The sequence below is a fragment of the Flavobacterium rhamnosiphilum genome (genome assembly GCF_004349195.1).
GTDB lineage: Bacteria > Bacteroidota > Bacteroidia > Flavobacteriales > Flavobacteriaceae > Flavobacterium > Flavobacterium rhamnosiphilum.
Map to the genome: position 1 here is coordinate 143,686 of NZ_SMLG01000006.1, position 26,102 is coordinate 169,787.

Consider the following 26,102-nt stretch of genomic DNA (forward strand, 5'->3'; position numbering starts at 1 on the left):
ACGTCTCAAAAATAGTTGTATTTTTGCATCCGCATTAGAGAAGCAGGGCCCGTTCGTCTATCGGTTAGGACGCATGGTTTTCATCCATGTAAGAGCGGTTCGATTCCGCTACGGGCTACTATTTTTTTTGCATGTTAAAGTTTTCCTGAACTTAGAGGGAAAAATGGCCCGTTCGTCTATCGGTTAGGACGCATGGTTTTCATCCATGTAAGAGCGGTTCGATTCCGCTACGGGCTACGATTTCAATATTAGATTGATAAAAACTTAGGGGATAATGGTCCGTTCGTCTAGGGGTTAGGACGCCAAGATTTCGTCTTGGTAACAGGGGTTCGATTCCCTTACGGACTACAAAAATTTGTAAAAGATAAAAAAATAATAAAATGGCAAATCATAAATCAGCTTTAAAGAGAATTAGAAGTAACGAAAAGAGAAGAGTATTAAACAGATACCAACATAAAACTACTCGTAACGCTATCAAAGCCTTGAGAATAGCTACTGATAAAACAGATGCTACTTCTAAATTATCAAGCGTTATATCTATGATTGATAAATTAGCTAAAAAGAACATCATTCATGATAATAAAGCTTCTAATTTAAAATCTAAATTAACGAAGCATGTTGCTAAATTGTAAGTAACACAATTTATCTACTTATAAAAAAAGCTCCCAATTATATTGGGAGCTTTTTTTATGTCATTTGTTGAAATTCGTTTTTTTATTTTTTATTAAAGTATTCAGGTGTTACTAGAGTATGTTAGGTTTAAAAAAAAATCAATAACCATTGGCTTTTAGATTTTGTTTTTTAAGTATTCAAGCATCGTTAGGGTAATAGGTTTCGATAGAAAATCAATGACCATAGGGTAGGTTTTGGATTTCTCCAAGTCCTCGGGGTCTATTGTTGAGGAAAGGACGATAACCTTTGTATTTTTAAATTCAGAAAATGCTTCGCTATTAAAATGATCCAAGAATTCCCATCCTCCCATTACCGGCATGTTTAAATCTAAAAAAATTAATTGAGGGTGTTTTTTTAATTTACTTTCAATGTTAGTGGATTTTAAAGTATTAAAGTAGTTAAGCGCTTCTTCTCCATTTTGGGATGTGATTATTTCATTCGAAAAAGACGCTTTGACGATTACTTTTTTGCATAACATAAGTGTTATGGGGTCGTCATCAATACATAAAATTTGATCTAACATTATTGTTTGTTTTTAAATGTTAATGTAAATGTGGTTCCTTTGTTTACTTCGCTCTCAATACTAATAGTTCCTCCCATAGTTTCAACTTGCGATTTTACCAGATATAATCCCAGACCTTTGCTGTCAGGGTAGTTATGAAAACGTTGATAAAGTCCAAAAATTTTATCTCTATTTCGTGCTAAATCGATACCAATGCCGTTGTCTTTAAATGTTAATACGACAGTATCGTCAATTTCATTGGCGGTAATGGTTATTTTGAGTTTTCTGTTCTCGGATTTATATTTTATGGCATTTGTCAAAAGGTTCAATAATATGCTTTCTATATAGGCTTTATTGATGTTTATGATAGAAACATTTTCAAAATTGAGCTTTATGATGGGTTTGTATAGTTCGATTTGAAAATTAAGCTGGCTGAAAACATTTTCAAAAATTTCTTTTATTAAAACCGCTTCTTTTTGGATGGAAGGGTTGTCTTTTATAATGATAACTTTTACTAAATCATTGATAGTGTCATTCAATAAATGAGTAGATTTATTAAAGCCATTTAAAATTTCCTTTAATTCTTGGTTCTCGATAGGAATGTCTTCCAATAAGTTTAGTAAGCCTGTTAAGTTTGATAGCGGAGCTCTAAGGTTGTGGGAAGTTATATAGGAAAATTGTTTTAAGTCTTTGTTGTTTTGAGTTAATTCCCGAATAAGTTGCTCTTTCTCTTTTTCTTGTTTTTTTTCTTCGGTTATGTCTCTTTGAATGGAAATCCAGTGGGAAAGTTCGTTGTCGGAATTATAAATTGGTATCATAGAGAAACGAACCCAATATTCTTCTTTATTTTTTGTCAGGCTGATTGTTTCTATAAGACATTCTTCTTTGTTTTTTATTGCGACTAATAGTTTTTCGAGTTCATTACTGTCAGAATTTGGACTGTTGAAGATATTCGGAGATTTTCCTATTATATCATCAGATTCATATCCTGACATAATAGAAAAAGCAGGATTTACATAGATGATGTTAGGGATTTTTCCGTCAATAGAATTAGTTTCGGTGATTATGATAGAATCTTTGGATTGGGTAATTACAGTTTCCAGTAATTTAAGTCGTTGTTCTTCCTCTTTCTGTTTTGTAATATCTTGTATGGCTCCAATCATTCTAATGGCTTTCCCGTTTTCATCTTTCAGGAGAAATCCTCTGTCTAGAACATATTTGTAAGTGTCGTTTGCGCATTTGAAGCGGTATTGATCTTGCCAGTTTTCGGTTTTTTGTTCTATAAAGGAGTATAGTTTAATAGACATTTTAATGCTGTCTTCGGGGTGTATTTTCTCAAACCACCATTTGGAACTGTCTCCCACTTCATTTTCTCTATAGCCAAAAACGCTTTCGATTCCTTTATTCCAAGAAAAGCTGTCTTCTTGTATTTTCCAATCCCAAATAGTATCGCTGGTTGCTTTAGCTACAATGTCGTATTTTTCATTCGACTCTTTAATTTCATCATTTGTATTTTTAAGTTTTTCAAAAATGGTGATGTTTCTAGTGTCGTTTTTAGATAAAATAAGTTTGAAAATTATTCCAGTCAAAAAGATAAATAGAATGTCTTTTGCAAAAGTGTAAAAGGGATGATTTGAATCAGAAATATATTGCTGTAATAATCTATGACTAACAATAGCTACAAACATTGCGGTGAGAATGTAGATGATGATTACTTGATTGGTTTTGCTTTTCATTACTCAAATATAATTAATTATTGCTGAATTATTAAACAACATCCGGAACTTATTTTTTGAGATTTTTTTAAAGGTCTATTTTTGTGTCTAATGCGTTAACAATATGTAAACTATTGCATAAATATTTTTTATATCAAAATAAAGTGTACCTTTGCACCCATTAAAAATCACAGATGGAATCTATTAGAAACATTGCAATTATTGCCCACGTCGATCACGGTAAAACAACTTTGGTTGATAAAATTATGTATCACTGTCAGTTATTTCGTGATAACGAAAACACAGGTGACTTAATCCTTGATAACAACGACTTAGAGCGTGAAAGAGGTATTACCATTACTTCAAAGAATGTTTCTGTAGTATACAAAGGAACAAAAATCAACATTATCGATACTCCTGGTCACGCCGATTTTGGTGGTGAAGTAGAACGTGTATTGAATATGGCGGATGGAGTTTGTCTACTTGTAGATGCTTTTGAAGGGCCAATGCCACAAACGCGTTTTGTATTACAAAAAGCTATTGACTTAGGATTAAAACCTTGCGTTGTAATCAATAAAGTAGATAAAGAAAACTGTACTCCGGAAGAAGTGCATGAAAAAGTTTTCGACTTAATGTTTGAATTAGGTGCTGAAGAGTGGCAATTGGATTTTCCAACTGTTTACGGTTCTGCTAAAAACAACTGGATGTCGGATCATTGGGAAAACGTAACTGATAATGTTGAAGCATTGTTGGATATGGTTATTGAAAATGTACCAGCTCCTAAAGTATCTGAAGGAACACCACAAATGTTGATTACTTCTTTAGATTTTTCTGCTTTTACAGGTCGTATCGCTATTGGTCGTCTTGAAAGAGGTGTTTTGAATGAAGGTATGCCAATCTCATTAGTAAAAAGAGATGGTACCGTTATGAAATCAAGAATTAAAGAACTTCATACTTTTGAAGGCCTTGGTCGTAAAAAAGTACAACAAGTAATTGCTGGAGATATTTGTGCAATTATTGGAGTTGAAGGATTTGAAATTGGAGATACTATCGCTGATTTTGAAAACCCGGAAGCGTTGAAAACAATTGATATTGACGAGCCTACGATGAGTATGTTGTTTACAATTAATGACTCTCCTTTCTTTGGTAAAGAGGGTAAATTTGTAACTTCTCGTCATATTAGAGACCGTTTGACAAAAGAATTAGAGAAAAACTTAGCAATGAAATTGGGTGAAACCGATTCTGCTGATAAGTTTATGGTTTTTGGTCGTGGAGTACTTCACTTATCTGTTCTTATTGAAACAATGAGAAGAGAAGGGTATGAATTACAAATCGGTCAACCACAAGTTATCATCAAAGAAATTGATGGAAAAAAATGTGAGCCTATTGAGGAATTGACAATCGACTTACCAGAAACTCTTTCGGGAAGAGCGGTAGAGTTTGTTTCTTTCCGTAAAGGAGAAATGTTGAGCATGGAAACTAAAGGGGAACGTATGATTATAAAATTTAATATTCCATCACGTGGAATTATTGGATTGCGTAACCAATTGCTTACTGCTACTGCTGGTGAGGCTATTATGGCGCATCGTTTTATAGGATATGAGCCTTACAAAGGTGAAATTTCTGGGCGTAACAAAGGTTCATTGATTTCTATGGAAAAAGGAAAAGCTATTCCTTATTCTATCGATAAATTACAAGATCGTGGTAGATTCTTCGTTAATCCTAATGATGAAATTTACGAAGGTCAAGTAATTGGAGAAAACTCTCGTGGCGATGATATGTGTGTGAACGTGACTAAAGAGAAAAAACAATCTAACGTTCGTTCTTCTGGAAATGATGATAAAGCTAGAATTATTCCTCCAGTTATTTTCTCTCTTGAAGAAGCTTTAGAGTACATTCAAAAAGATGAATACGTTGAGGTAACTCCAAAATCTATTCGTTTAAGAAAAATATATTTGACAGAAACAGATAGAAAAAGATTTAAATTCTAATTTTTATTTTTTTTAAATATAAAAGCCATTCGTTAATTCGAATGGCTTTTTTTATGCGTTTTACTTTTTTCTTGAAAACAAATTGTTGTAAAAAAAAATCATATCATTTTAGCATAAAATTTACTGGATTAAGTTGTTGTGATTTTGTCAATTTCGACGAAATGAAACAAACATTATTTTTTATGACCGTCCGTTACTTGTACTAAACTACATCTTATGAATAAAATTAGTTGTTTTGTCATTTCGACGAAGGAGAAATCACATAACGAGAGCAACTAATGAGATTTCTCCTTCGTCGAAATGACAAAACTAAATACATTGGTATTAGTTCCGATAGTCATATTATTTTTATTACCTCTTTAAGCTAAAATGTCCTTTAGCTTCCCTGCCGTCATCCAATTTTATGGTATACCAATAATCATCTCCAGATAAGGGTAGACCCAAAAAGGTACCATCCCAGCCTTGACCGGATGCAATAATTTGTTTTAAAAGCTTACCGTAACGATCAAAAATATAGATGATTGAATTTTCATTGAAATTTGCATTTACTCCTTTTACATTCCAATAGTCATTGTAATCATCTCCATTTGGAGTGAAAAATTTTGGAACGCCAATTACGGCTATTGTTTGACTCACGGTTCCACAACCATTTTTGTCATTAACGTATACTTCATGAATTCCGGCAGCTACATTATCAAAGAAATTTGAATCCTGAAAAGGTCCTGAAGGTGCGTCCAGACTATATTCATATTGTCCTTGTCCTGTTACGTTAACCGTTACTGAGTTAACATCTGATAAATCAATAATTGAAATAGTTCCTATTTCTGCTATATCCGAAGCGGTTACTTTTATGGTTCGGATTCTGCTACAACCGGTTAGTGAGCTAACTTCTACCATATAATCACCTTCTGTATTTACATCTAATGTTGGACCAGTTTCAGCTGTTAAAACAACATTGTCCTTTGTCCAGACATACGTATAGTCAGTACTGGGAGTGCCGTCTTGAATTCCAGCATCTAATTTTACAAAGAAAGTGGGAAGGTTAGAACAAACTAATTCATTCTCATCAAAATCATCGTTTGTATCAATATTAGGTTTTGGATTTACTTTTAAAGTAATTCTTGGGCTCAAGCCATAACAGGCATTGTCTGATGTGCTTTCCACACGGACCCAAATTTTTTGTTCATTTGGATATCCAGTATTTGTATAATTTGATGGGTTTGCTATTTCATCATTTTCTGATAAAGCATCTGCTTCATTTTTATAAAATTTTATCGAATAAGAAGAACTCAATGAAGGAAGTATAGCTGAAATATCAGTGGCTACACTACTAAAATCAAAAGTAGCAATGCCATCCGTATCGTCATTAGTTGCTCCTAAATCATCACAGGCAGAAAAGGTACGAGTGAATGAAGCTGGAATTTGGGTAGTAGAAACCACCAAGGTAATTTGAACTACACTACTACATTGATTAGCATTTTTTACTCTTGCCCAAACCAGCATACCACCCGAGGTTGTATTTGTAAATGCTAAAGGATTAGAAATTAATTTCCCAACATCTGCTGTTTCAGCCCCCGAAAGTGAAGTGTAATAGGTAAAAGTTTCGGATGTGTAATTTGAAGATATCTCATTGTTTTTCACCGTTAAATTAAAATCGGAGAAACCATTTGTATCGTCATCACATTGAACAATGGTAGCAGTAGTTACCACAGGTAAACGATAAACAGTCAATGTTGTTTCAGAAGAAATCAATCCACATGAATTTCCAATTTTATCCAGTTTCACTCTGTATTTATAACCATTCATTGCATTGCTGACTTTTATGAGCATTAAGGTTTTTGTTGTGGCATCTTGATAAGTAGTAGCATTGTTTAAAATATTATTCCAATTTATTCCGTCAGTTGACATTTGCCACTGATAGGTATTTCCACCATTATCAAGGACTGTAATTGTTGTGTTTTCTAATTCGCAAGTTGGGTTTGCCTGAGGTTGAGAAATGATTTCTATTGGCGCAGCAATTATGTAATTGTCATGTGGAGTTAAATAACCCATATCACTCGTAACTTTTCCTTTAACATTAACAGTAACGGGATTGTTTCCTAATATTCCATCATTGTTAGGGTCATTAAAACCAGCTTCAGTGACATCAAAACAAACATCATTATCACTATCCAAATCGATATAATTAAAAGTTCCATCTGAATCGGTATCAGTAATGGTATAATTTAGTTTACCACTATCCGGACTCGTTTCAAGTCCGTCAAATAAACCATTTGCACCAAAAGCAGTAGCAGTGCCATCTATAATTCCATCTTTATTGGCATCAATAACAGTACTGCCAGATTCGATCAAGTCAAAAATCCCATCGTTATCACTGTCTAAATCCAATAAATCATATACAATAGGAAAAGTATTGAAAACATCATTGTCAGTATTAATTCGAATTAATCCAGGTTCAAAAGCATTATCAAGGCCATCTTTATTGGAATCCGTTCCAGAAAAAACTTTAAAACCTTTTCCTTGTGCTTCAATGGTATCAGGAATACCGTCATTGTCACTGTCGATGTCTAATAAATCTGGAATTGTATCAGAATCAGAATCAAAAGTTTCTATACGGTTAATCATGAAAATAGTTTTATTAACAGCTGTTTCGGATAGATTGTTATGCGTTAATGTGACGGAATTAGTGAGATAGGATGAAAACTGGAAGCTACCCAAACCCGGAGTTAATGGTGTAATACTATTTAATCGAAATCGGATTTCGAATGAAGAAAACTCAGTTACGCCACTTTCAAAAATCCCATCATAATTAGTATCCACAAGCAATTGATTTTGTGGATTAGTCAAAGTAATAGTTTTATCTGCCGGTACTTGTAAAATAAAACCGCCGTCTGCGTTTATATATTCTGTAATAGCGGTAGTTTGGGTTGGACTGTCTTGCGATATATAGCTAATGCTGATAGTTTCATTTTTTGTGAGATTCAGAGTGTATACAACACTATTTGTTATACCAGCAGGAACTTCTGTAACAAATCCATAAAATGGTTTCCCCGTAATTGTTCCGCTTCCCGTAATTATAGCTGTATAATCGGAACTTGAGATTGTATTTGACTGATTTAACAGCGAAATATTGGCTTCAAAATTATTTATGATGCCATCATTATCTAGGTCAATATCAATGTTGTTATTTGTTCCGTCATTATCGGAATCTAATGGGCAATCGCTCACTGGGATTTTGTCTGAGAAAATAGGAACTGTACTTGGGCAACCCACAATACTTCCTTTTACTTGATAATAACCAGGTTGTGTAGGTGTATATGAATTTGAATTTGCACCAATAATTGGATTGTCATTGAAATACCATTGAAAAGTGTCATAAGAAGATAAAGTGCTGATTTTTAGAACAACATTTGGTATACAGGAAGAACTGGTGAGTGATAATTTATCGGTAACAATTTCTGGTTTCGTATCAAAACCGGAATAATAACCGCCATAGGTCGCAGCTCCATTGGTACCAAAATAAGAAACATAAACTTGTCTCGTAGATTTTACAGCAATATTTCCCGTCTGATTAAATACGGTGTATCTCACATAATCTGTATTTCCTGTTACAGGAATAGCGGTGCTATTAATCGGATTGTTATTTATGGTTACAGTAGCACCTGCTTCAGTCACAATATTTAAGGGTGGTACAAAAAATAAATTTTGATTGGCAGCGAAATCGTTTCCTCCAATGCTTTGATAAGCAGATACGTTTTCGGAGGTTCTAACATATAAATTTCCATCTATAAATTGGCTTCCATCAATAACGGTATATTGTCCTTTGCTCAGAATGGCAATTGGAGTCGTAGAGCCATTAACGAAAACTTGCGTCATGTCAACATTTGCAATCAATAAAACCCGTTCCAATTCATCCGTTCCAAGTCCTTTTACAAAGATATATTCCTTGCCGGTTTTTTCTGTTGGAACAATTTGGTCAAAACCTACATCTCTACCAAGTGGATTTCCTTGAGCATTTACAATTGTACTGTTACTACCTCCAAAAGATCCCGAATTGACAACTACAGGTTTGTCAGATTCTACTAACGCACCAATCATTTTAGAGCTATTGGAAACAGTATTGTTATAATTCTCCAATGCCAAAACATAACTTTCATTTTTACCTAAAGTAACAGTTATAGGTCCAGCTATGATGGTTCCATCTGATAATATTGATCCTATTGGGATATTCGAAATAGTGACTTTGGTATTGTTCTCTGTTGATAGTATGGAAGCAAAATTTAATACACTTTGATCGTAAACTGGATTTAGCATCGCTCCTAATCTAAATTCTCTCCCCAGGGCGCTATTTCCTTTTGAGACAAGACCGCCCGCATGATTATATGAATTGTTTTGAGTAGAAAACCCGGCATTAACCCTAACACTTACATAAATTAAATCGTCGGCTTCAACTATATATCCTTTATTCGTTATAATTCCAATACTAGTTTTTGGAGTGAACAACTGCGTATTTTGCCCTTGTCCTATAGAATAAATATATGGGGAAGTATTTTTGACCACACCAGTTATTATACTGCCTCCATTTGCTATAATTTTGAAATTAACATCGGTGTTGCTTGGTGTAGAAATATATAAATAATGATCCCCTGCTAAATTTGTAGCGCAGGTTAAAGGCGGAATATAGTGTGTTTTGCTAAACTGCGAGAAACAACTTATGGAAAAAAGGGTAATGAGTAAGAGTAATGTTTTTTTCATTTGCTAAAAATAGCAAAATTTAGATTATCTTTTTAATGAAAAATGACCTTTTATTATTCTGCCGTTTTCTAAATTCAAATGAAACCAATAATCATCAGTGGGTAATGCAAATCCATTGAAAGTTCCATTCCATCCAATGTCTGAAGTTATTAATTGTTTTAATAACTTTCCGTAACGGTCAAAAATATATAAAGTTGATTTGGGTAAATTATCTAGATTTTTAATTTGCCAAACATCATTATAACCATCTCCATTTGGAGTGAAATAACGAGGATAATCCAAAACATATACCACAAACGGAATTGATAAACCACAGCCATTTTTATCTCTTGCATAAACGGAATATTCTCCGGGCGCAATTCCGTTAAACATTGGATTATCCTGAAAAAAAGATTCATCTATAGAAAATTCATAATCGCCAGATCCGGTATATTCTATTAAAACTGAATTTTCATTTCCTGAAAAATCATTTATTGTAGCACCAGTTATCGTTGCTACTCCAGAGGCTGTAACATGATATTTTTTTATTTTTTCACAACCATCAAAATTTGTAACGGTTACCGAATAATCTCCGGGAGTAGTAACAGTTATGGTGTTTGAACTGGCTCCCGTACTCCATAAATAGCTCGAAAAACCAGCATCAACGGTTAAATTGATTGAAGTACCATTGCATAAAAAAGTGTTCTCTTCTTGGAAATTAGGCGGGTCAAAGGTGTTCACTACAAGTGTAATGGGAGTAATTGCATAACAATCGGGACCATTTACGATTCGGGCGTAAATAATTTGTTGGGTTGCAACGGTATTTTTAAAAATATTTGGTAACTGATTCTGTTGGGCAATTGCTTCTGTAGGGCTTAAATAATATTCTACGATTAAACCAGCAGGTAAACCCGTTACTACTTGAGGTGTTACTTGTGAGTTTAAATCAAATTGGGCTAAACCATCATTCGTACCATCGGTATCACATGTTGCAATTGGGGTTTGAGCTGCAATAGCATTATTTGAAATAATCAGATTTACTTCAGCATAATTTACACAGTTAAATGAATTGCTAACACTTGCAAATACGGACTGGTTTATGAATTTGTTGCTATACGTTGCAGGATTGGTAATTGGATTTATTTTTGCTTGAGCATCGACCAAAGTTTCATAATAAACAACCGCACTTAAATTACTCACATTGTTTTTTACAATGGCATCGACTTTGGTTAGGTTGAAAATGGATATTCCATCAGTATCGATGTCACATTGTGAAAGTGTGGTGTCATTCAAATCGATTTCTGGAGTGTATTCGATTATTATTTCTTCGGTAGCGATACAGCTGGGGGTCAATTGCACTTCAACTCTATAAATTCCGGGTCCGCTAACAGTATAAGTGGGAGAAGTATCTGTCAATGCTACGTTATCTTTAAACCATTTATAAGAATAGCCTAAACTCGTTGGTAATTTAGTGTCAATGATAAGACTTTCGCCAAAGCAAACGGGATTATTGGTAGCTATTAATCGGTGTGATCCCAAATCTATTTTTGGTAAAAAACTGCCCGCTTCAAGAAATACTGCCGAGTCGTACGCTTCATTACCTTGATCCGCAATTACTAGTTTTATATGATATGTTTTTCCTGCTATAACATTTGTTTGCGCTGTCAACACTTTAGTTTGTCCGGCATAATTTATAGGACTGTTAGCAGTGTTGTATCCGTTAAAGTAAGTTTCGTTTATTGCTGGACAGCCAGGTTTAAATAGTCCTTGACTATTATACGGATTTATTAAAGGGTGAACATTTACGGATGAAACAGGTGAAGTATTAGGTAACACCGCTAAATTTTGATAATTAGCCGTGCTGCCTTTTTCTTTGATTAAAAAGGCAAATCCATCAGAATATTCACAAGGAAAATAGTCTTGATATTCATTGGAAGCAAAAATATAGTTGAAGCTGATAAAATTGGTCAACGGTATAAAATCAAATTCTAAAAAAGTGGCATTTATTGTGTTCGTTATTCCTAATGCTTGCTGTAAATCGGAATCCCCTAACCAAGAAGAATTTCCTCCTCCCGGGTTTCTTAAAAAAGGGCCTTCAGAATTCTTGCTGCTCCAGGTACTCAAAACAATGCCTTCTGTAAAAGGAAAACTACCACCTTGATTATTAAAATACCCGTAACTGTTTTTACTGCCGGAATATATATCTCCTTTTACGGCAATACCAGAAACATTAGCGCAAGAACTATTTACTAAAATATCTTGAACAAGTTGTTGCGCTGTGTAAGAGTCTGTTACTGAAATAGATTGAGCGGTTGCATCAAATATAACGCAACAAATAAAAATATAAAACAATATTATTTTTACACATTTCATCGTGTGTAAAGATACTACAAATCTCTATTTTTTAATAATCGATAGGAAAGGAAAATAAAAATTACAGTCCAAAATAATACGATAAGAATAGTCGGTAGGTTAACACCATATTCTTTAATATTATCCAAACCAATTTGCGTTCCCAAGTTTTTTACCACTGATAATCTGGAAAAAGGTTCTACGATTAAATTCGACATGGATTGTAAAGGTAAAAACTGAGTAATAGATGCTGCCGTATTGCTATTCGGGAATACTTTAAAAGTTAAAACGCCATTGATAACTCCTTCGATGATATTCCAAACTAAAAGAAATCCCAGTGCAAATGCGGAACGTTTCACCAATATTCCTAAAAATAAACAGAACGAGAAAAAACCAACCAGTTTGATGAAATAGGCAAAAAGGTATTCTAAATCAGCGAAAACGATACTAAACTCAGTGTAGGAAGAATAGCTTAGTCCTAAAATGAGTGACATTATGAAAATAAAAATAGTTGATACTGTTGCAAATAAAACAACAGTCAGAAATTTAGACTGAATAAATTCCTTTTTACTCATTCCATCAATTAAATTTTGTTTTAGTGTTCCATAGCTGTACTCATTTGCCATCATGGAGACGATTACGATCGCTAAAAATAATTTTAATATGGCTGCGATATACGTGTTGAAATGCCATATAAAAGGGAAATTAAAAATTCCCATCTCAGCAAGATGAAATTTAAAAATACCGAGATCAAATTTTATGGAGGCTATTAATGCTATAAAAGTTAAGAGAATAAAATAGGACAATGTTAAAACACGACTGGCTTTGTTTTTCCAAATTTTTTGTAATTCTATTGAGAGTAATCTTTTCATTTTGGATTATTAGATTGTTAGACTATTGGATTGTTGGACTATTAGATTTTTAGATTTTTTTATTGCCATTGAAATTGAAATTGCCATTGCCATTGTCATTGCCATTGAAATTGTTATTGAAATTGCCATTGAAATTGTCATTGCCATTGAAATTGTTATTGATTTTTAGTCAGTTCTAAAAATTGTTCCTCTAAGCTGTTTTTACGTTTTACCAAATGATTTAGTATGATGTTTTTTTCAAAAAGAAATCGATTCAATCCCTTAGCATCTAAATCATTTTTTAAATAAACTAAAACTTTCCCATCCTCGTTTACAACATTTTTAACAGCTGGATGAGTTTTAACAGCTAGGATTAAATTTTCAGTATCGTCAGCTTGTAATTCAAAAAAGCCTTCATTTGCTGACATACCATCCACTAAACCAGTGTATAAAATTTCTCCTTTCCTTAAAACCAAAACATGGGTACATACCTTTTCTACTTCGTCCAGTAAATGAGAGGCGAGTAAAATGGTAGTCCCTTTTGATGCAATTTGTTTGATAATATCTCTAATTTGATGAATCCCTTGAGGATCTAAACCATTAGTAGGTTCATCAAGAATTAAAATTTCAGGATCATTCAATAGGGCAGAAGCTATCGCTAATCGCTGTTTCATCCCCAAAGAAAAAGTACTGAATTTACTGTTTTGTCGATCAACTAAACCTACTAATTCAAGTTTTTCATTGACTTTTGCATAGTTGATTCCTTTAATTTTACAAACCAGTTCTAAGTTTTCCTTAGCAGTCATGTAAGGATAGAAATTAGGTCTTTCTATAATGGCACCTACTTTTTTTAGGGCTTCGTGCGTTTCCATTGAACCACTAAACCAGCTGTATTCTCCGGAGGTTTTATTGACCACATTCAAAGCGATTCCTAAAGTTGTTGATTTTCCGCTCCCGTTAGGACCTAGAATTCCGTATACATTGCCTTTGTGTATGTCGAAAGAAACGTTTTTCAGGGCTTGTAGTGAGCCATAACGCTTGTTGAGATTTTTGATAGAAAGTATAGTTTCCAATGGGTTCATCTTTATTAATTTAATATAGGACGAACAAGACAGGAAATTGTTACTCTTAAACTTGAATTAGTTTATTTTAGCAATTAGTGCGCATAGCTCATTTAATTTTTGGGCTGTAATAGGTTTCATTATATAATCTTTTATCACATCATATTTTTTTGCCATTTCTATATCTGCAGGGTCGATTGAAGAGGTCATGATGAAAATTGAAATTTCTTTTTTTATCGGTAAAAGAATAAATTCATCCAGAAACTGCCATCCATCCATCACAGGCATATTTAAATCAAGTAAAATGGCATCGGGCAGATTTTCATTATCATTCCAATTTTCTTTTAATTTAGCGATTGCTGATTGGGCATTATTAAAGGATTGGATTTCTTCACAAAACTTATTTTTAGAGATGAGAATGCTCATCAATTTCACCGTTAATTTGTCATCATCAATAATGTACGTTAATTTATTTTTCATTTAAATAAATTTTAAAATTTGAACCATAACCCACTTCGCTTTCTACTTCAATTTTTCCATCCATAGCTTCGAGTTGGTTCTTGGTTATAAATAATCCAATTCCTTTTGCATCTTCGTTGCCGTGAAAGGTTTTATACATTCCAAAAAGTTTATGCCCATTTTTTTTTAAATTCAGCCCTAAACCATTATCTCTAAAGTTTATTATGGTGCAATCATCTCTGGTCTCATAGCCAATTTCTAAAACAGCTTTGCGTTCTGGAGATTTATATTTAATGGCATTTGTGATTAAATTCAGCAAAATACTATCTAAGTAGGCGGGAATTGCAATTACAACCAGATCATCTGGGATAGTATGCGTAATTGTTATTTGACTATCTTTAATTACCAAACTCAAAGCCATTTTTGTTTTTTCGATTTCACTCTTTAACCGAATCTTGGTCTTTTCAATATTTGTTTTTTGCTGAATGGTTATAATTTCATTCAAATATTCAATTGATTCTGACAGTTTTTCTGTTCCTTCTTTAAATAAATCAAAATAGGAAAGCTTCTCAGCAATATCATCTGTATTTTCAATCACATCCACAACCATTGATAAATTACTAGTGTGAGAACGTATGTTATGGGAGACTATGTGAGTGAAATTATACAGTTTATTGTTTTGACTGCTGGTAACATCTAACAATCGTTTAAGTTCAAACTCTTTTTCAATTCTTTGGGTTACGTTTCGACCCACTCCAACAAAATTAATGAAATTGTTATTGCTGTCAAACACAGTAGTTATATTTAGTTCAAACCAATATTTCTCTTTGTTTTTATTATAATTTAATATTGTGATTTTTATACTTTCTTTATTTTTAATTGCGTTTCTCATTAATGAGGAAGCGCTTAAATCAGTTTCAGGTCCTTTGGATAAATAGCCGGGTTTTTGCCCTATTATTTCCTCCATATTTAAACCGGTAAGATCTAAATAGGCTTGATTTGCCCATACCGCTTTTCCATTTTCATTGGCAATTACAATGGTGTCCGTAGTTTCGGAAGCTGCAAGTGATAACAAATTTAATTTAGCTTCAACATTCTTTCTTTCACTTATATCTCTAATGAAACAAACCAAATACGTTATGTTAGCGACTTGAAATTTTTTCCCTGAAGCTATTTCTACAGGTATAGTTTCTCCAGATTTTGATTTGATATGCGTTTCATTGACCGTATATTCATTCCGGGTTAAATTATATTTTAAAAAAAACCGAAGCTCTGTTCTAAATTCAACCGGGAATAGTTTCGAATTATGCAAACCCTTCAATTCAGAATTGTTGTATCCTGTAAGTTCTGACGATCTGGGGTTACAGTCCGTAATTATTCCATTTGAGGTGTCAATAATAAAAATGGCGTCATTGGCACTGGAAAAAATCGAAGAAAATTTTTCTACGCTTAACTGTAATTCATTTATTAAATTCTGCTCATTTGTGATGTCCTGAAAAATGCCCAGTAAATTCGCGGGTTTTCCGTCAATAGCTTCTATCTGACAAATACATTCAATATACTTGATGTTGTTTTTAGCTGTGGTGATCTGAAATTTATCATCAAATGGAATCCCTTCATTGATTGCTCTTTCAATAAGTACTTTAATTCGATCTCTATTTTCACCTATTGTATAGAAATTAATACCATTTCCATTAATAGGTTCAAAATCTTCCGGGACTTCAAGAATACATTTCGTAACAGCATCCCAATACACATCATTGGTTTGGAGGTTCATTTTCCAGATTCCAATTTTAGCTGACTGCGCAGCTTTGAAATAGAGTTCAAGCTTATCTGTCATTAGTGAGTTTTAAATGTTTTAATAATCTTGGGGACAACCAAATATAAAGTTAATATCTTGGTGTTAGTGCTTTTTAACATAAAAAAACTGATGTTTATGATTTTATTTTTATTGAATATTGGTTAATTCATTGTTAATTAGTTTATTATGTTTTTGCCTGTATTTGTTTTAAACTTAAATCGGTTTTAAAAAATCGGTTTTTACCTAATAATTAAATAGTTACGTTTTTTGTCTAATTTTTACTCCTTTTAGGTTCTTATCGGATAAAAATAATTTTGACTTAAAATATGAAAATTAAAAACGGTATCTGAAATACTTTTATGCTTCTAATTAAGCAGTACTTTGAAAACATATATTTAAAAAGGAGTACCCTCCAACGGCTTAATTTATTGTAATTTTGTATTAAATTATTTTTCAAATGAGTAGTGAGCCAGTAATGCTTTTTAAAAAACCATCGTATCCAATAAACAAATCACTTTTGGAATACTTGGAACGTTTTGACCGTTTGTCAAAAGTTTCTATTTTTTACGATGATTTATTGCGCTTTTCAGGATCTGTGACCGTTTATGATAAAAACGATGAGGACACTTTATGGATTAGAGTGTATTATAATGAATTTGAAAGGGAAGAAATTGATTTAAATCTAAAAAAAATCTATTCGCTATTGCATTCTGATGGTAATCTGGGGATTCTTAAATTTTTGAATGTGGATTCCATTGATTACTGTACTTTTGGAAACTCGAAACCTTTTCGAATAAAAGTCAGAAATATTCTGAATGATAATTACACTCATTTTTATATCAAGAAAGCAGATGCTTCCCGTATTTACGGCCTAGAACTCGAGCATATTCTGTCACCGGATAAAATCAATTTTTTAGTGTACAATGACACTTTGATAGAGGAACACATCATGGGAATTCCGGGTGATGTTTTTATAAAAACACTTTTGGCGGATTGTACCGAAACTGAAAAATCACAAATTGCAAAAGAATTTGTGAAATTCAACGAGCGTTGCATGATACGATTGTTGGGCGATATGCGTTCTTATAATTATGTAATTGTTCCTACACATGATTTTGACCATGTTGTTTATAAAATACGCGCCATCGATTTTGACCAACAATGTTATGAAGGAAATTTTAAAGTCTATAGACCTCAATTTTTCAAAGAAAACTATCCAATGGTAAAATTGGTTAAAGACAAACTTCAAAACAGTTCAATCGAGCAATACAAAGATGAGGAAAGAGCGGTTCTTGCCAAAAGAATCCATTCTGCCGAAAATCGTATTAAAAGATTATTGCAAATTATGGGGGATGATGTTATCGCACCAGAGGAACATTTGAATCAATTGCAATTAGAATTATACCGTTACACGAATGATTTGAATTTTAAAAAAGCAAAATCCATGGGGAATATTATGAGTGCTGCTTTTGAATTTATTACGAGAAACTTTAAAAACACAAATTTATTTAAAACGGGATTTTAGTCTTTTTATAAATTTATTATTTACATTAATTCAATTATGAGAAACTACATTTTCATCTTATCTGTTTTTACTTTTCTGTCTTGTCAACAAGATTCGGGTACTTTAACAACGGTTTATTCGTTGCCTAAAAAGCTAAAAGAAGTTTCGGGAATTACCTATTTGTCTAAAAGCAATTTGCTTTGGACACTCGAAGACAGCGGTAATGCGAATGAAATTTACGGACTGAATTTTGAAAACGGTAAAATTGAAAAAACGATAACCATCGAAAATACGGAGAATATCGATTGGGAAGATATTACAAAAGACAAAGATGGAAATCTGTATATTGGTGATTTTGGAAACAATGATAATGAAAGAAAGGATTTGAGTATTTATAAAATCGATAAAAATTCCTTAGCTACAGAAAGTGCAATTCCAGCGTATAAAATTTCATTTGCGTACCCGGAACAAAAAGATTTTCCTCCTAAAAAAACAAAAATGTTCTATGATGTTGAAGGTTTTTTTGAGTTTAAAAATAATTTCTATCTCTTCACCAAAAACCGAAGCAAAGGTTTTGACGGTACCGCTTTTTTATATAAAATTCCAAATACTGCAGGTTTTCATCAAGCGGTTTTAATGGGAGAATTTAAAACTTGTGACAATTACAATCATTGTGCAATTACGGCTGCAACAATAAGTCCTGATGGGTCCAAAGTTGCTGTTTTAACACATGATACGGTTTTTTTATTCGAAAGTTTCCAAGGTGATAATTTTCTGAATGGAATAAAAACCAGCTTTGAGTTAAATCATTTTTCACAAAAAGAAGCTGCTTCTTTTATTGACAATGACAAACTTTTTATTGCTGATGAAAAAACTAAAAGCGTAGGCGGGAATGTTTATGATGTAAGCGTCAAAAAACTAAAATCCAAATCCTAAGCCAAAAGCGATTCGGGCTTCTTCATTGAGCGTTTTAAAATAGGTGATTCTGGCTGTGACCACATTCAGGCCGTTGAGCCACAATCCGCCACCAAAAGATTGATGCCATTTATCTGAATTCTCGCCTTTTTGCCAAACTCTTCCATAATCAAAACCGCCTAGAATTCCGTAAGTCATAGGTAAAACACTTCTTCTGATTTTTCCTAAATTCCAACGGATGTCACTACTTTGATAGAAGGATTGATTGCCTAAAAAACGCTCGTTTCTGAAGCCTCTTAAATCATAATCACCTCCCAAAGTTGCTCCTTGATAAAATTCGAAATTGTTATTCAATAGTACTTTTGCTTTCAAAATAGTCGCTAAAACTACTTTACCATTAGCATCAATTTTATGGTTGAAATTAAGTTTACTTTCTACTGAAGGAAAATTTATTTTGGTATCATTCAAATTCATTTTCCATGTTCCAGCTATTGAAAAACCCATTCCCATGGAAGGAAAAGATGGAATATCATAATTTTCAAAACTATATTTAAGTGTTGCTCCCGCAAATTGTTGGCTGTCAAAAACACCAGGATTTACAATTCCGGGAATGTTTATAAATCGATTATTGGTTTCTTCTACGCTGATTTTCTCAAATGAAGTTTGGAAATGTAGTGTACTTCCGTATTTGCCCACTTTTTTGATTGATGGTAAAACCTTCAACATTCGGATGCGAACACGATTGTAATCCATTCCGAAAGTTTCGTCATTATTTGCGGTTTCATTTCCGGCACCAAAATAATTAATTGTAAAATTCGGACTTGTGAATTGGCTTTCTAAATCTAGATCCCATTTGCCGATGGACTTCGGGAAATGTGCATTGTAAACCAGTTCATATCCATCAGTGGCAAAAAAGTAATTCGCTTTCAAAATGTGTTTTTGCGTATATGGATTTTGATTGAATTTATTGATGGTATAGTTTGCCATAAAACCTATTTTGATACCATCATCAGGATTATAACCAATATTTGGTATTCCTGTGAAAGCATTGTATTTGGGCTTTTCATAATCATAATAACTGGTTTCATAGTCATCAGACAAAAGAACTCTGGTTTTTGAATCTAAAGCGTAGGTATTAGTTTTTGATTTAAAATCATGAATTTTCACCTTTTTTCCATTTTCTACAGTATAAGAATCTTCGTCTTGTCCTCCAATTAATCGAATGTTTATATCTGATTTTGATTTTCCTTTTACTTCAAAAATATCGTCATCGTCCAATCCGTAAATCCAGATGTTTTTTGTTTTTCCGGCAACAAAATCTTTTGTGTACAGCAATTCATCTCCTTCGTTTTTTGAACGATATACTTCGATGCCAATCTTATTTTTTGTTGTCTGATGAATTATAAATTTGTCTTTTTTATCGGTACCAACAATCAAAACCGTTTTTTGTAACACATTATAATAGTCAGAAGCATAGCGCTGCAATTGCATTTTTCGTGCTTTTAATTTGCGTTTTATAGCTTCTATCGTTTCATCCTGAACTTCTTTTGGCAGATTATCAAAGGCGCTGTCTATAGCACTATCCGAAAGGTTTTCCTGAATGTATTTGGCTTGTAGTAACCAATCTTTTTCATTGGCAGTTTTAAGAAATGCAAGATCCAAAGGATAAGGTTCTCTATTCAGCCATTTTACATTTTTAATTTTCTCTTTAAAGGTTTGCATGTGACGCAATGCAGGCATATTCATCAAAAGAGAAAGGAATGCTCCATCATATTTTGTAAATGCCTGGTCACGATCTCTTGGAATCGGTTTGTAAATTATCTTTTTACCCACTTTATATTCTCCCCAGCGCCATTGATCTTGATGTCTGTCCCAATCGCCAATGAGCATGTCAAATAAACGTGCTTTGATGTATTCATTTTCATCAATAGTATACTTTTCATCTTTGTGAAGATTCTTAAATAGATCTTCCGTACTGATTATCGCGCTAGGATTTCCAAAGCTTTTTACGTCAATTTGGCTGTCAGTAGGACGTTCTTCCACCATATACAATTCATCCCCAAAATTGGCATTGTAATCCTTTAGAGCTTTATGTTTAGGAATATAATACAATACAGGATTTGTATGTGAAACACCAATTTTTTCGGCCAAATTCCCAATAGCAAAAGGAGTGTAAGGATGTGAAGTGGTATAGAAATCAAATAAAAAGTTCTCAGCATACGTATCTTCAAATTCGTTTTCGATAAATTGGTCTTTAAATGCCACAGCTTGCAGAAAACGAGAAGCACTTTTTTTCAAGGCGCGCATTACATATTCTTTTCCGTTTTTATCTACAATTTGCAATGATTTGGACTGATGTCCGCCACCGGCACGTTTTGGTTTTAAACCTCCAAAAAGAGTATCAATCGTAGTGGTTTTTACTTCTATCGGCAAGCTGTAATACTTTCGATAATGCTTCCCGAAAAGGAATTTATAAAATGCATTTTTATCGGTTTGTTTTTCTGAATAGATAGTTGCAGTGGTAGTTTTGGCAAATGAAGTTGGAAAATTTTTGGTGCTGAAATCGTCTTTTTTAGCTACTATAAATTGTTCGAAAATCAGTTTTTCTTCGTTGTTTTCCTTCCCGTAAAAAGAAACTTTTACGGCTCCATTTTCATAAACAGTTAATGCAGCATACCCATTTCCACCATAAGAAAAATCATTCGGGTAAACGGCTTTTGCGGCCTCTGATTTTGATCCGGCTCCACTTACAATTTGCTTGATGTTGTCTTTTTCAATGTATTGTAAATTATGGTCATGGCCCGAAACTACAATGACATTATCCTGGCTTTGCAATAGTGTTTTTATGCGTTTTATAAAAAAAGTATAGTGTTTGTTTTGAATATCTTGTGGGCTTATTCCAGATGTTTTTCGGATGAGGTTGATAACGGAACCTATGACAGGAAGTGGAATCTTTTGTTCTAATGGGAATAGTTGTTTTTTCAATGAAAATTGACCGCCGTGTGTTCCATTGCTCATTAACGGATGATGGAGCGCCAGAATTATTGTTTTCTCCTGATTTTTATTCAAAATGTCTTCTAACTCATAAAAAAAAGCTTCTCTTGATTTTATCGTGCAATCATCGTTTATGGTTGGGCTTTTATCCCAATCTTCCAGAAACCATTGGCTGTCTATAGTTATCAGTATTAGATTTTTATTGATTTCTAAATCATCAATTCCACAGCTTTTTCTGGGTAAGAATGATTTTTTATCATTTAAATATTCCGTTACAAACTTTGCTTGGCGTTCTAAACCATTAATTCCACTGTACCAATCGTGGTTTCCGGGAATAAAAATGGTTTTACCTTTGAAGTCTTTAGATAGTTTTAGTTGATTTGTGAGCTTAGTTTCGGCAATAATTCGCTCATTTGGATGGTCAGTATTGGGTAATCCTTTTGGATAAATATTATCGCCAAGAAATAACAGAGTCGTATTGTTGTTTGCTTTTTTTAATCGATCTTCCAGTAAACCAATTGTTTGTTGCGCTTTTTCTACATTGGCGTTTCCGGCATCGCCAATTAAATAAAAAGTATGTGCAATTTTTGAGCTGTCTGTTTCGTTTTGTACTATTGGATTCTTGATTTCTTTACCAAATTGTGCGCGATGTGTTGCACATGATTGAAAAATCAATGCCAAAACAAATAACATAAAAGCTACTTTATTCGAGGTAATAAAACAATTATCCAAAAACAATTTCATAATTTAGTAGTATAAAAAATTATTTTATGACTCTTATCGATCAAGCCCAAGATTTTGTGTTTAATTTACTCAAAGATAAACTTTCTGTTTTATATACCTATCATAATTTTAATCATACACTTGGCGTAGTTGATGCAGTTAATACATTGTCCGACAGTGAAAATTTAAATCCTTCTGACAAAGAAATGCTACTATTTGCAGCTTGGTTTCACGATACCGGATATATAAAAGGTTGTGCAAACCACGAAGATTTAAGTAGTGTTATTGCTGCCGATTTTTTAAAAGAAAAAGGAAAATCGGATGATTATATAAAGAAAGTTTCTAGCTTAATCAAAGCAACTAGAAAGGATAGTGTACCTCAAAACCTTTTTGAAAAAATAATAAAAGACGCAGATTATTACCATCTTTTTAGTGAAGATTATGCTTTGGCTTGTGATTTTTTGAGAACAGAATGGGAAAATACAGAACAGAAATCATTTACGGATAAAGATTGGGCAATAGAAAACAGGGATTTTTTAGTAAATAAGCATCATTTTTATACTGATTATGCTTTAAAAAATTGGCAACCTTTAAAGGAAAAAAATATTAAAAAAGTACAGAAAAAAATAAAAAAAGTTGAAGAAGAAGCGAAAGAAAAGCTAGAAAAAGAAATCAAAAAGAGAGAGAAAGAAGAAAAACCAGACCGAGGGATTGATACTTTGTTCCGAATCACATTGAGTAATCACACTCGTTTGAGTGGCATTGCCGACAGCAAAGCCAATATTTTACTTTCCGTAAATGCGATTATTATCTCGATTGCACTTTCTACGATTATTCCAAAATTAGACAGTCCAAAAAATGCTCATTTGGTTATTCCTGTTTTCTTTATGTTGATGTCCAGTGTGATTACCATCATTTTTGCCATACTTTCTACACGTCCCAAAGTGACTAAGGGTGTTTTTACGAAGCAAGACATTGAAGATAAAAAAGTGAACCTGCTTTTCTTTGGAAACTTTTATAAAATGCCTCTGCAGGATTATGAGTGGGCTATGAATGAGATGATGAAAGACAGAGAATATCTGTATAATTCGTTGATTAAAGATTTATATTTTCTGGGATTGGTTCTGGAGAAAAAATATAGATTATTGCGAATTGCCTATAATCTTTTTATGATAGGAATAATTTTGTCGGTTATTGCTTTTGTAATTGCTTTCAAAGCGGTTGGCGTTTAGTTTAATTCGTCCAATAAATCCTGATAAGAATATTTTTTAGTCATTGCTCCATTCTCGACATTGACCACTTTTACTCTTATGGCTCTCAGCCCGGAAACACCTTGTAATTCTTCCACCTCGAATTGTTCGATGGTTGGTTCGAGAATATTTTTGAATTGCAGGAATTTGATGTATTTCAAATATTCTGTCTCCTCTTGATTGTGTGAATATACGATGGTGATTTTTTCTTTTTCGGTAATACGGTCTTTAGTCCCTTTGATGTTGGCTTTGTCGATTCGTTTTTTCACCACTTCATATCTTGCATTGTACGTTCCATCAACATCAAAACGCTTTTCATCCATTCTAAATCGGATGGAAATAGGGGAACTGAATACTAAAATCAACGAAGTGACCTCTAATTTATAGGGTAAAGATGACTTGAGTCGATGATGTTCTAACTCCATTTCACACAAGGTTTGCAATTGCCATAATCTTAAATTGTGAAGGTATAGATTGTCAAAATATTGATTGGGAGCAATTGAAGCACCAATATACAAGTTATGTTCTACCCCGTCAGTTTTAAACCGTTCGTAATAATGCGGAAAAATATTTTGTGCTTCCGTTTGTTTTTTATCAAGAATTCCAGCCAGTTTTTTATTGACAATAGACATTGCATTATCGAATTTCTTTCTGGATTGGTAAAACAGTCCCGTTTTTTCATCTAGTTTTTCAAAATAGTCTTCAACCAAAATTTGGCACTCATGATCCATTTTAGAATTTTTTAAAATGGGATGAATTTCAGTTTCAATATAACGTTGAATCTGTTGTTCGGTATCTGCTTTCAGGGGGGAATCCAATTCGTTGAAAAACGATTGTAATTCAAATTTTCGCTGTTCCAACAATACAAGATTGGTGTTGGATTTTAGATTTTCAAAGATTTGCAAGAGTGTTTTCAGTTGATTCTTCAGATCTCCTTTTACGGTCTCGTTTCTATGTTCGGAAGAGCCTTTAATGTCAATTTGACCATATAAAGGATATACTTCTTTGAAAACAATTTCTTTAAAAATATAACCTTTACTTTGATTGCTGGTTTGGAAATATTTTTGAGCTTCTTTTCTGAATTTCCAATACACACTCGGATGAATCGTAGTATATTCTCTTTGAATAATGGCTTCTATTTGGTGTTGCATATCATTGTTGTAACGTTCCAATGTATCTACCAAATAAGGCAAAATCAAGTCTAGATTGTTTACATTGATACTGTTTAGCTCTCTTGGTTTTGCCGAAACCAATTCTATAATGCCTAAAAGTTTATCATTTTTTATTACAGGAGCAAGAATGCAGCTTTTGATATTTTGTTTCAACAAATGTTCTCCCAGTTTTTCATTTCCGGATGTTAGGGTGAATTTTTCAACATTTGAAATTATAAAAGGTTTATTTTGCTCTAAAATGTTTTTTAAAGAGCAACCAAAAAGGGCGTTTTTACAATCGACTTCTTCGATATCGTGAAGAATAAAACTGCCTATTTTTTTATCATCATAAATTGGCCTTGTAAATTTTTCATCTTCTTCATTATAAATGATGAAACCAACTTGTAAATCGGATACCTTGAAAATGGAACGAAAAATGGTTTCAAAATTCGGGGTATTATCGACTTGTTCCGTTTCTGATTTTAGAAGATTACTTTTCAAGTTTGAAATGGCACTTTCAATGGAAGCATCAAATAGAGATACGATACCAAAGCCTTTTAAAATCCAACTTTCCGATGGGAATTTTTCTTTCCACAAATCGATGTTATCATAATTATCCATCAATAAATCGATGTCTTCTGGAGTTAATGTTATCGCTTTATCAGTAGGGATAATTTCCATAAAATCGGCATTATATAGAATTCTATAATGCTTCATAATACCATTTGCATCTGGGATATCGTAAAATAAAGGTTTGTTAAAATCGAAATGCTGGTTGTAAAATGTGTTCAGAATCAAAATGCAATTCATGATGTAGAATTGATGTTCATCAAAATCTCGGATTGTCATGTCAAATGTTGTCCCGGCATTATGAAGTGTTTTTTTGAATCTTTCGGTATAATTAAAAGTAAAATTCTGGAAAGGAATCGTCACTGCTTTAATTTCATTATTAGTTAAGGCAGTAGGAAATAGGTCGGCTAATAGGTATTTGATTACCGTTTCATTTTCATGAATTAAATTTAAATCTTCAATTCCTGTTCTAAATTCAGGAAAAGGTTCTATTTGTTTTAATAATGCTTTGGCGTAATTGGAACGATAATCCACATTGGTGACAGCAATTTCTTCCAGAGCTTTGATAAGCTTATGGAATGAAATCAAGGTTTTGAACGGGCTGTCTTTAAAAAAATTAGGAGTCATCCTCTTTTGTTTTACGGAAAAACAAATTTACAAATAATTCGAAACCAAAAGTCTACAAGTTGTCTTTTAGTTTCATTTTTAAGAAGCTCTTATTTTATAAGAATTGTAAAGAAACGGATTAATTACTTTTATTGTTTTGTGACTGTCCGCTTTGAGGACTAACTTTATTTTTTTGCCACAGATTTCACAGATTCACACAGATTAAAGAAAAAAGTGAATTAGATTTATTG

General features: G+C 33.0%; 16 protein-coding genes and 3 tRNA genes. 9 read left to right on the forward strand and 10 right to left on the reverse strand.

Going from position 1 to position 26,102, the window contains the following annotated elements; genetic code table 11:
- Positions 1 to 46: 46 nt before the first annotated feature.
- The 4 genes from E0I26_RS09735 to rpsT all read left to right on the forward strand — a co-directional run bounded on the left by E0I26_RS09735 (position 47) and on the right by rpsT (position 632).
- Positions 47 to 118 (forward strand) — tRNA-Glu (locus tag E0I26_RS09735).
- A 47-nt stretch (positions 119 to 165) separates the two neighbouring features.
- Positions 166 to 237, forward strand: a tRNA-Glu gene (locus tag E0I26_RS09740).
- Positions 238 to 276: 39 nt separating this feature from the next.
- Positions 277 to 348 (forward strand) — tRNA-Glu (locus E0I26_RS09745).
- Between the two features lie 32 nt (positions 349 to 380).
- Positions 381 to 632, forward strand: coding sequence for a 30S ribosomal protein S20 (gene rpsT / locus E0I26_RS09750; RefSeq protein WP_035673520.1), 252 nt, complete (start codon positions 381 to 383; stop codon positions 630 to 632).
- Between the two features lie 155 nt (positions 633 to 787).
- Here rpsT and E0I26_RS09755 read toward each other — a convergent pair whose 3' ends face one another.
- Together E0I26_RS09755 and E0I26_RS09760 are read right to left on the reverse strand one after the other, a co-directional pair.
- A complete protein-coding gene (locus E0I26_RS09755) occupies positions 788 to 1,195 on the reverse strand; it encodes a response regulator (RefSeq protein WP_131916289.1) in 408 nt (135 codons plus the stop codon).
- On the reverse strand, positions 1,195 to 2,910 hold the full coding sequence (locus E0I26_RS09760) for a PAS domain-containing sensor histidine kinase (protein WP_131916290.1): 1,716 nt from the start codon (positions 2,908 to 2,910) through the stop codon (positions 1,195 to 1,197). Before E0I26_RS09760 ends, E0I26_RS09755 begins: the two co-directional genes overlap by 1 nt.
- A gap of 173 nt (positions 2,911 to 3,083) precedes the next feature.
- Here E0I26_RS09760 and typA point away from each other — a divergent pair, with 173 nt between their 5' ends.
- Positions 3,084 to 4,880 carry a translational GTPase TypA gene (gene typA, locus E0I26_RS09765; RefSeq protein ID WP_131916291.1) on the forward strand — a complete coding sequence of 599 codons (1,797 nt, stop codon included), beginning with the start codon at positions 3,084 to 3,086 and terminating at the stop codon, positions 4,878 to 4,880.
- A 351-nt stretch (positions 4,881 to 5,231) separates the two neighbouring features.
- Here typA and E0I26_RS09770 read toward each other — a convergent pair whose 3' ends face one another.
- Genes E0I26_RS09770 through E0I26_RS09780 form a run of 3 tightly spaced genes read right to left on the reverse strand, consistent with a single transcriptional unit; the run spans position 5,232 to position 12,838 of the window.
- The gene (locus E0I26_RS09770; protein ID WP_131916292.1) at positions 5,232 to 9,635 is read right to left on the reverse strand and encodes a T9SS type B sorting domain-containing protein; all 4,404 of its coding nucleotides are present in this window, start codon (positions 9,633 to 9,635) and stop codon (positions 5,232 to 5,234) included.
- 24 nt (positions 9,636 to 9,659) lie between these two features.
- Positions 9,660 to 11,987 carry a T9SS type B sorting domain-containing protein gene (locus E0I26_RS09775; RefSeq protein WP_131916293.1) on the reverse strand — a complete coding sequence of 776 codons (2,328 nt, stop codon included), beginning with the start codon at positions 11,985 to 11,987 and terminating at the stop codon, positions 9,660 to 9,662.
- A gap of 14 nt (positions 11,988 to 12,001) precedes the next feature.
- Positions 12,002 to 12,838: an ABC transporter permease gene (locus E0I26_RS09780; RefSeq protein ID WP_131916294.1), complete on the reverse strand. Its 837-nt coding sequence runs from the start codon at positions 12,836 to 12,838 to the stop codon at positions 12,002 to 12,004.
- Positions 12,839 to 12,863: 25 nt separating this feature from the next.
- Here E0I26_RS09780 and E0I26_RS16495 point away from each other — a divergent pair, with 25 nt between their 5' ends.
- The gene (locus tag E0I26_RS16495) at positions 12,864 to 13,007 is read left to right on the forward strand and encodes a hypothetical protein (RefSeq protein WP_165929434.1); all 144 of its coding nucleotides are present in this window, start codon (positions 12,864 to 12,866) and stop codon (positions 13,005 to 13,007) included.
- On the opposite strand, the gene E0I26_RS09785 is transcribed toward E0I26_RS16495, so the two are convergent.
- The 3 genes from E0I26_RS09785 to E0I26_RS09795 form a co-directional block, all read right to left on the reverse strand.
- Positions 12,994 to 13,890 (reverse strand): ABC transporter ATP-binding protein, encoded by an 897-nt coding sequence (locus tag E0I26_RS09785; protein WP_131916391.1) that lies wholly within the window; start codon positions 13,888 to 13,890, stop codon positions 12,994 to 12,996. The genes E0I26_RS16495 and E0I26_RS09785 overlap by 14 nt on opposite strands.
- Before the next feature lie 66 nt (positions 13,891 to 13,956).
- On the reverse strand, positions 13,957 to 14,358 hold the full coding sequence (locus E0I26_RS09790; RefSeq protein ID WP_131916295.1) for a response regulator: 402 nt from the start codon (positions 14,356 to 14,358) through the stop codon (positions 13,957 to 13,959).
- Complete coding sequence (locus E0I26_RS09795) at positions 14,348 to 16,177, reverse strand: PAS domain-containing sensor histidine kinase (RefSeq protein ID WP_131916296.1); 1,830 nt, start codon at positions 16,175 to 16,177, stop codon at positions 14,348 to 14,350. Before E0I26_RS09795 ends, E0I26_RS09790 begins: the two co-directional genes overlap by 11 nt.
- A gap of 418 nt (positions 16,178 to 16,595) precedes the next feature.
- Here E0I26_RS09795 and E0I26_RS09800 point away from each other — a divergent pair, with 418 nt between their 5' ends.
- Together E0I26_RS09800 and E0I26_RS09805 are read left to right on the forward strand one after the other, a co-directional pair.
- Positions 16,596 to 17,663, forward strand: a complete 1,068-nt coding sequence (locus E0I26_RS09800) for a hypothetical protein (protein ID WP_131916297.1) — start codon at positions 16,596 to 16,598, stop codon at positions 17,661 to 17,663.
- A 36-nt stretch (positions 17,664 to 17,699) separates the two neighbouring features.
- On the forward strand, positions 17,700 to 18,578 hold the full coding sequence (locus E0I26_RS09805) for an SdiA-regulated/phytase-like domain-containing protein (protein WP_131916298.1): 879 nt from the start codon (positions 17,700 to 17,702) through the stop codon (positions 18,576 to 18,578).
- On the opposite strand, the gene E0I26_RS09810 is transcribed toward E0I26_RS09805, so the two are convergent.
- Positions 18,561 to 22,295: a metallophosphoesterase gene (locus E0I26_RS09810; protein ID WP_131916299.1), complete on the reverse strand. Its 3,735-nt coding sequence runs from the start codon at positions 22,293 to 22,295 to the stop codon at positions 18,561 to 18,563. The genes E0I26_RS09805 and E0I26_RS09810 overlap by 18 nt on opposite strands.
- A 26-nt stretch (positions 22,296 to 22,321) precedes the next feature.
- Here E0I26_RS09810 and E0I26_RS09815 point away from each other — a divergent pair, with 26 nt between their 5' ends.
- Positions 22,322 to 23,506: a Pycsar system effector family protein gene (locus E0I26_RS09815; protein WP_131916300.1), complete on the forward strand. Its 1,185-nt coding sequence runs from the start codon at positions 22,322 to 22,324 to the stop codon at positions 23,504 to 23,506.
- Here E0I26_RS09815 and E0I26_RS09820 read toward each other — a convergent pair.
- Positions 23,503 to 25,872, reverse strand: a complete 2,370-nt coding sequence (locus tag E0I26_RS09820) for a GAF domain-containing protein (RefSeq protein ID WP_131916301.1) — start codon at positions 25,870 to 25,872, stop codon at positions 23,503 to 23,505. The genes E0I26_RS09815 and E0I26_RS09820 overlap by 4 nt on opposite strands.
- Between the last annotated feature and the right edge of the window lie 230 nt (positions 25,873 to 26,102).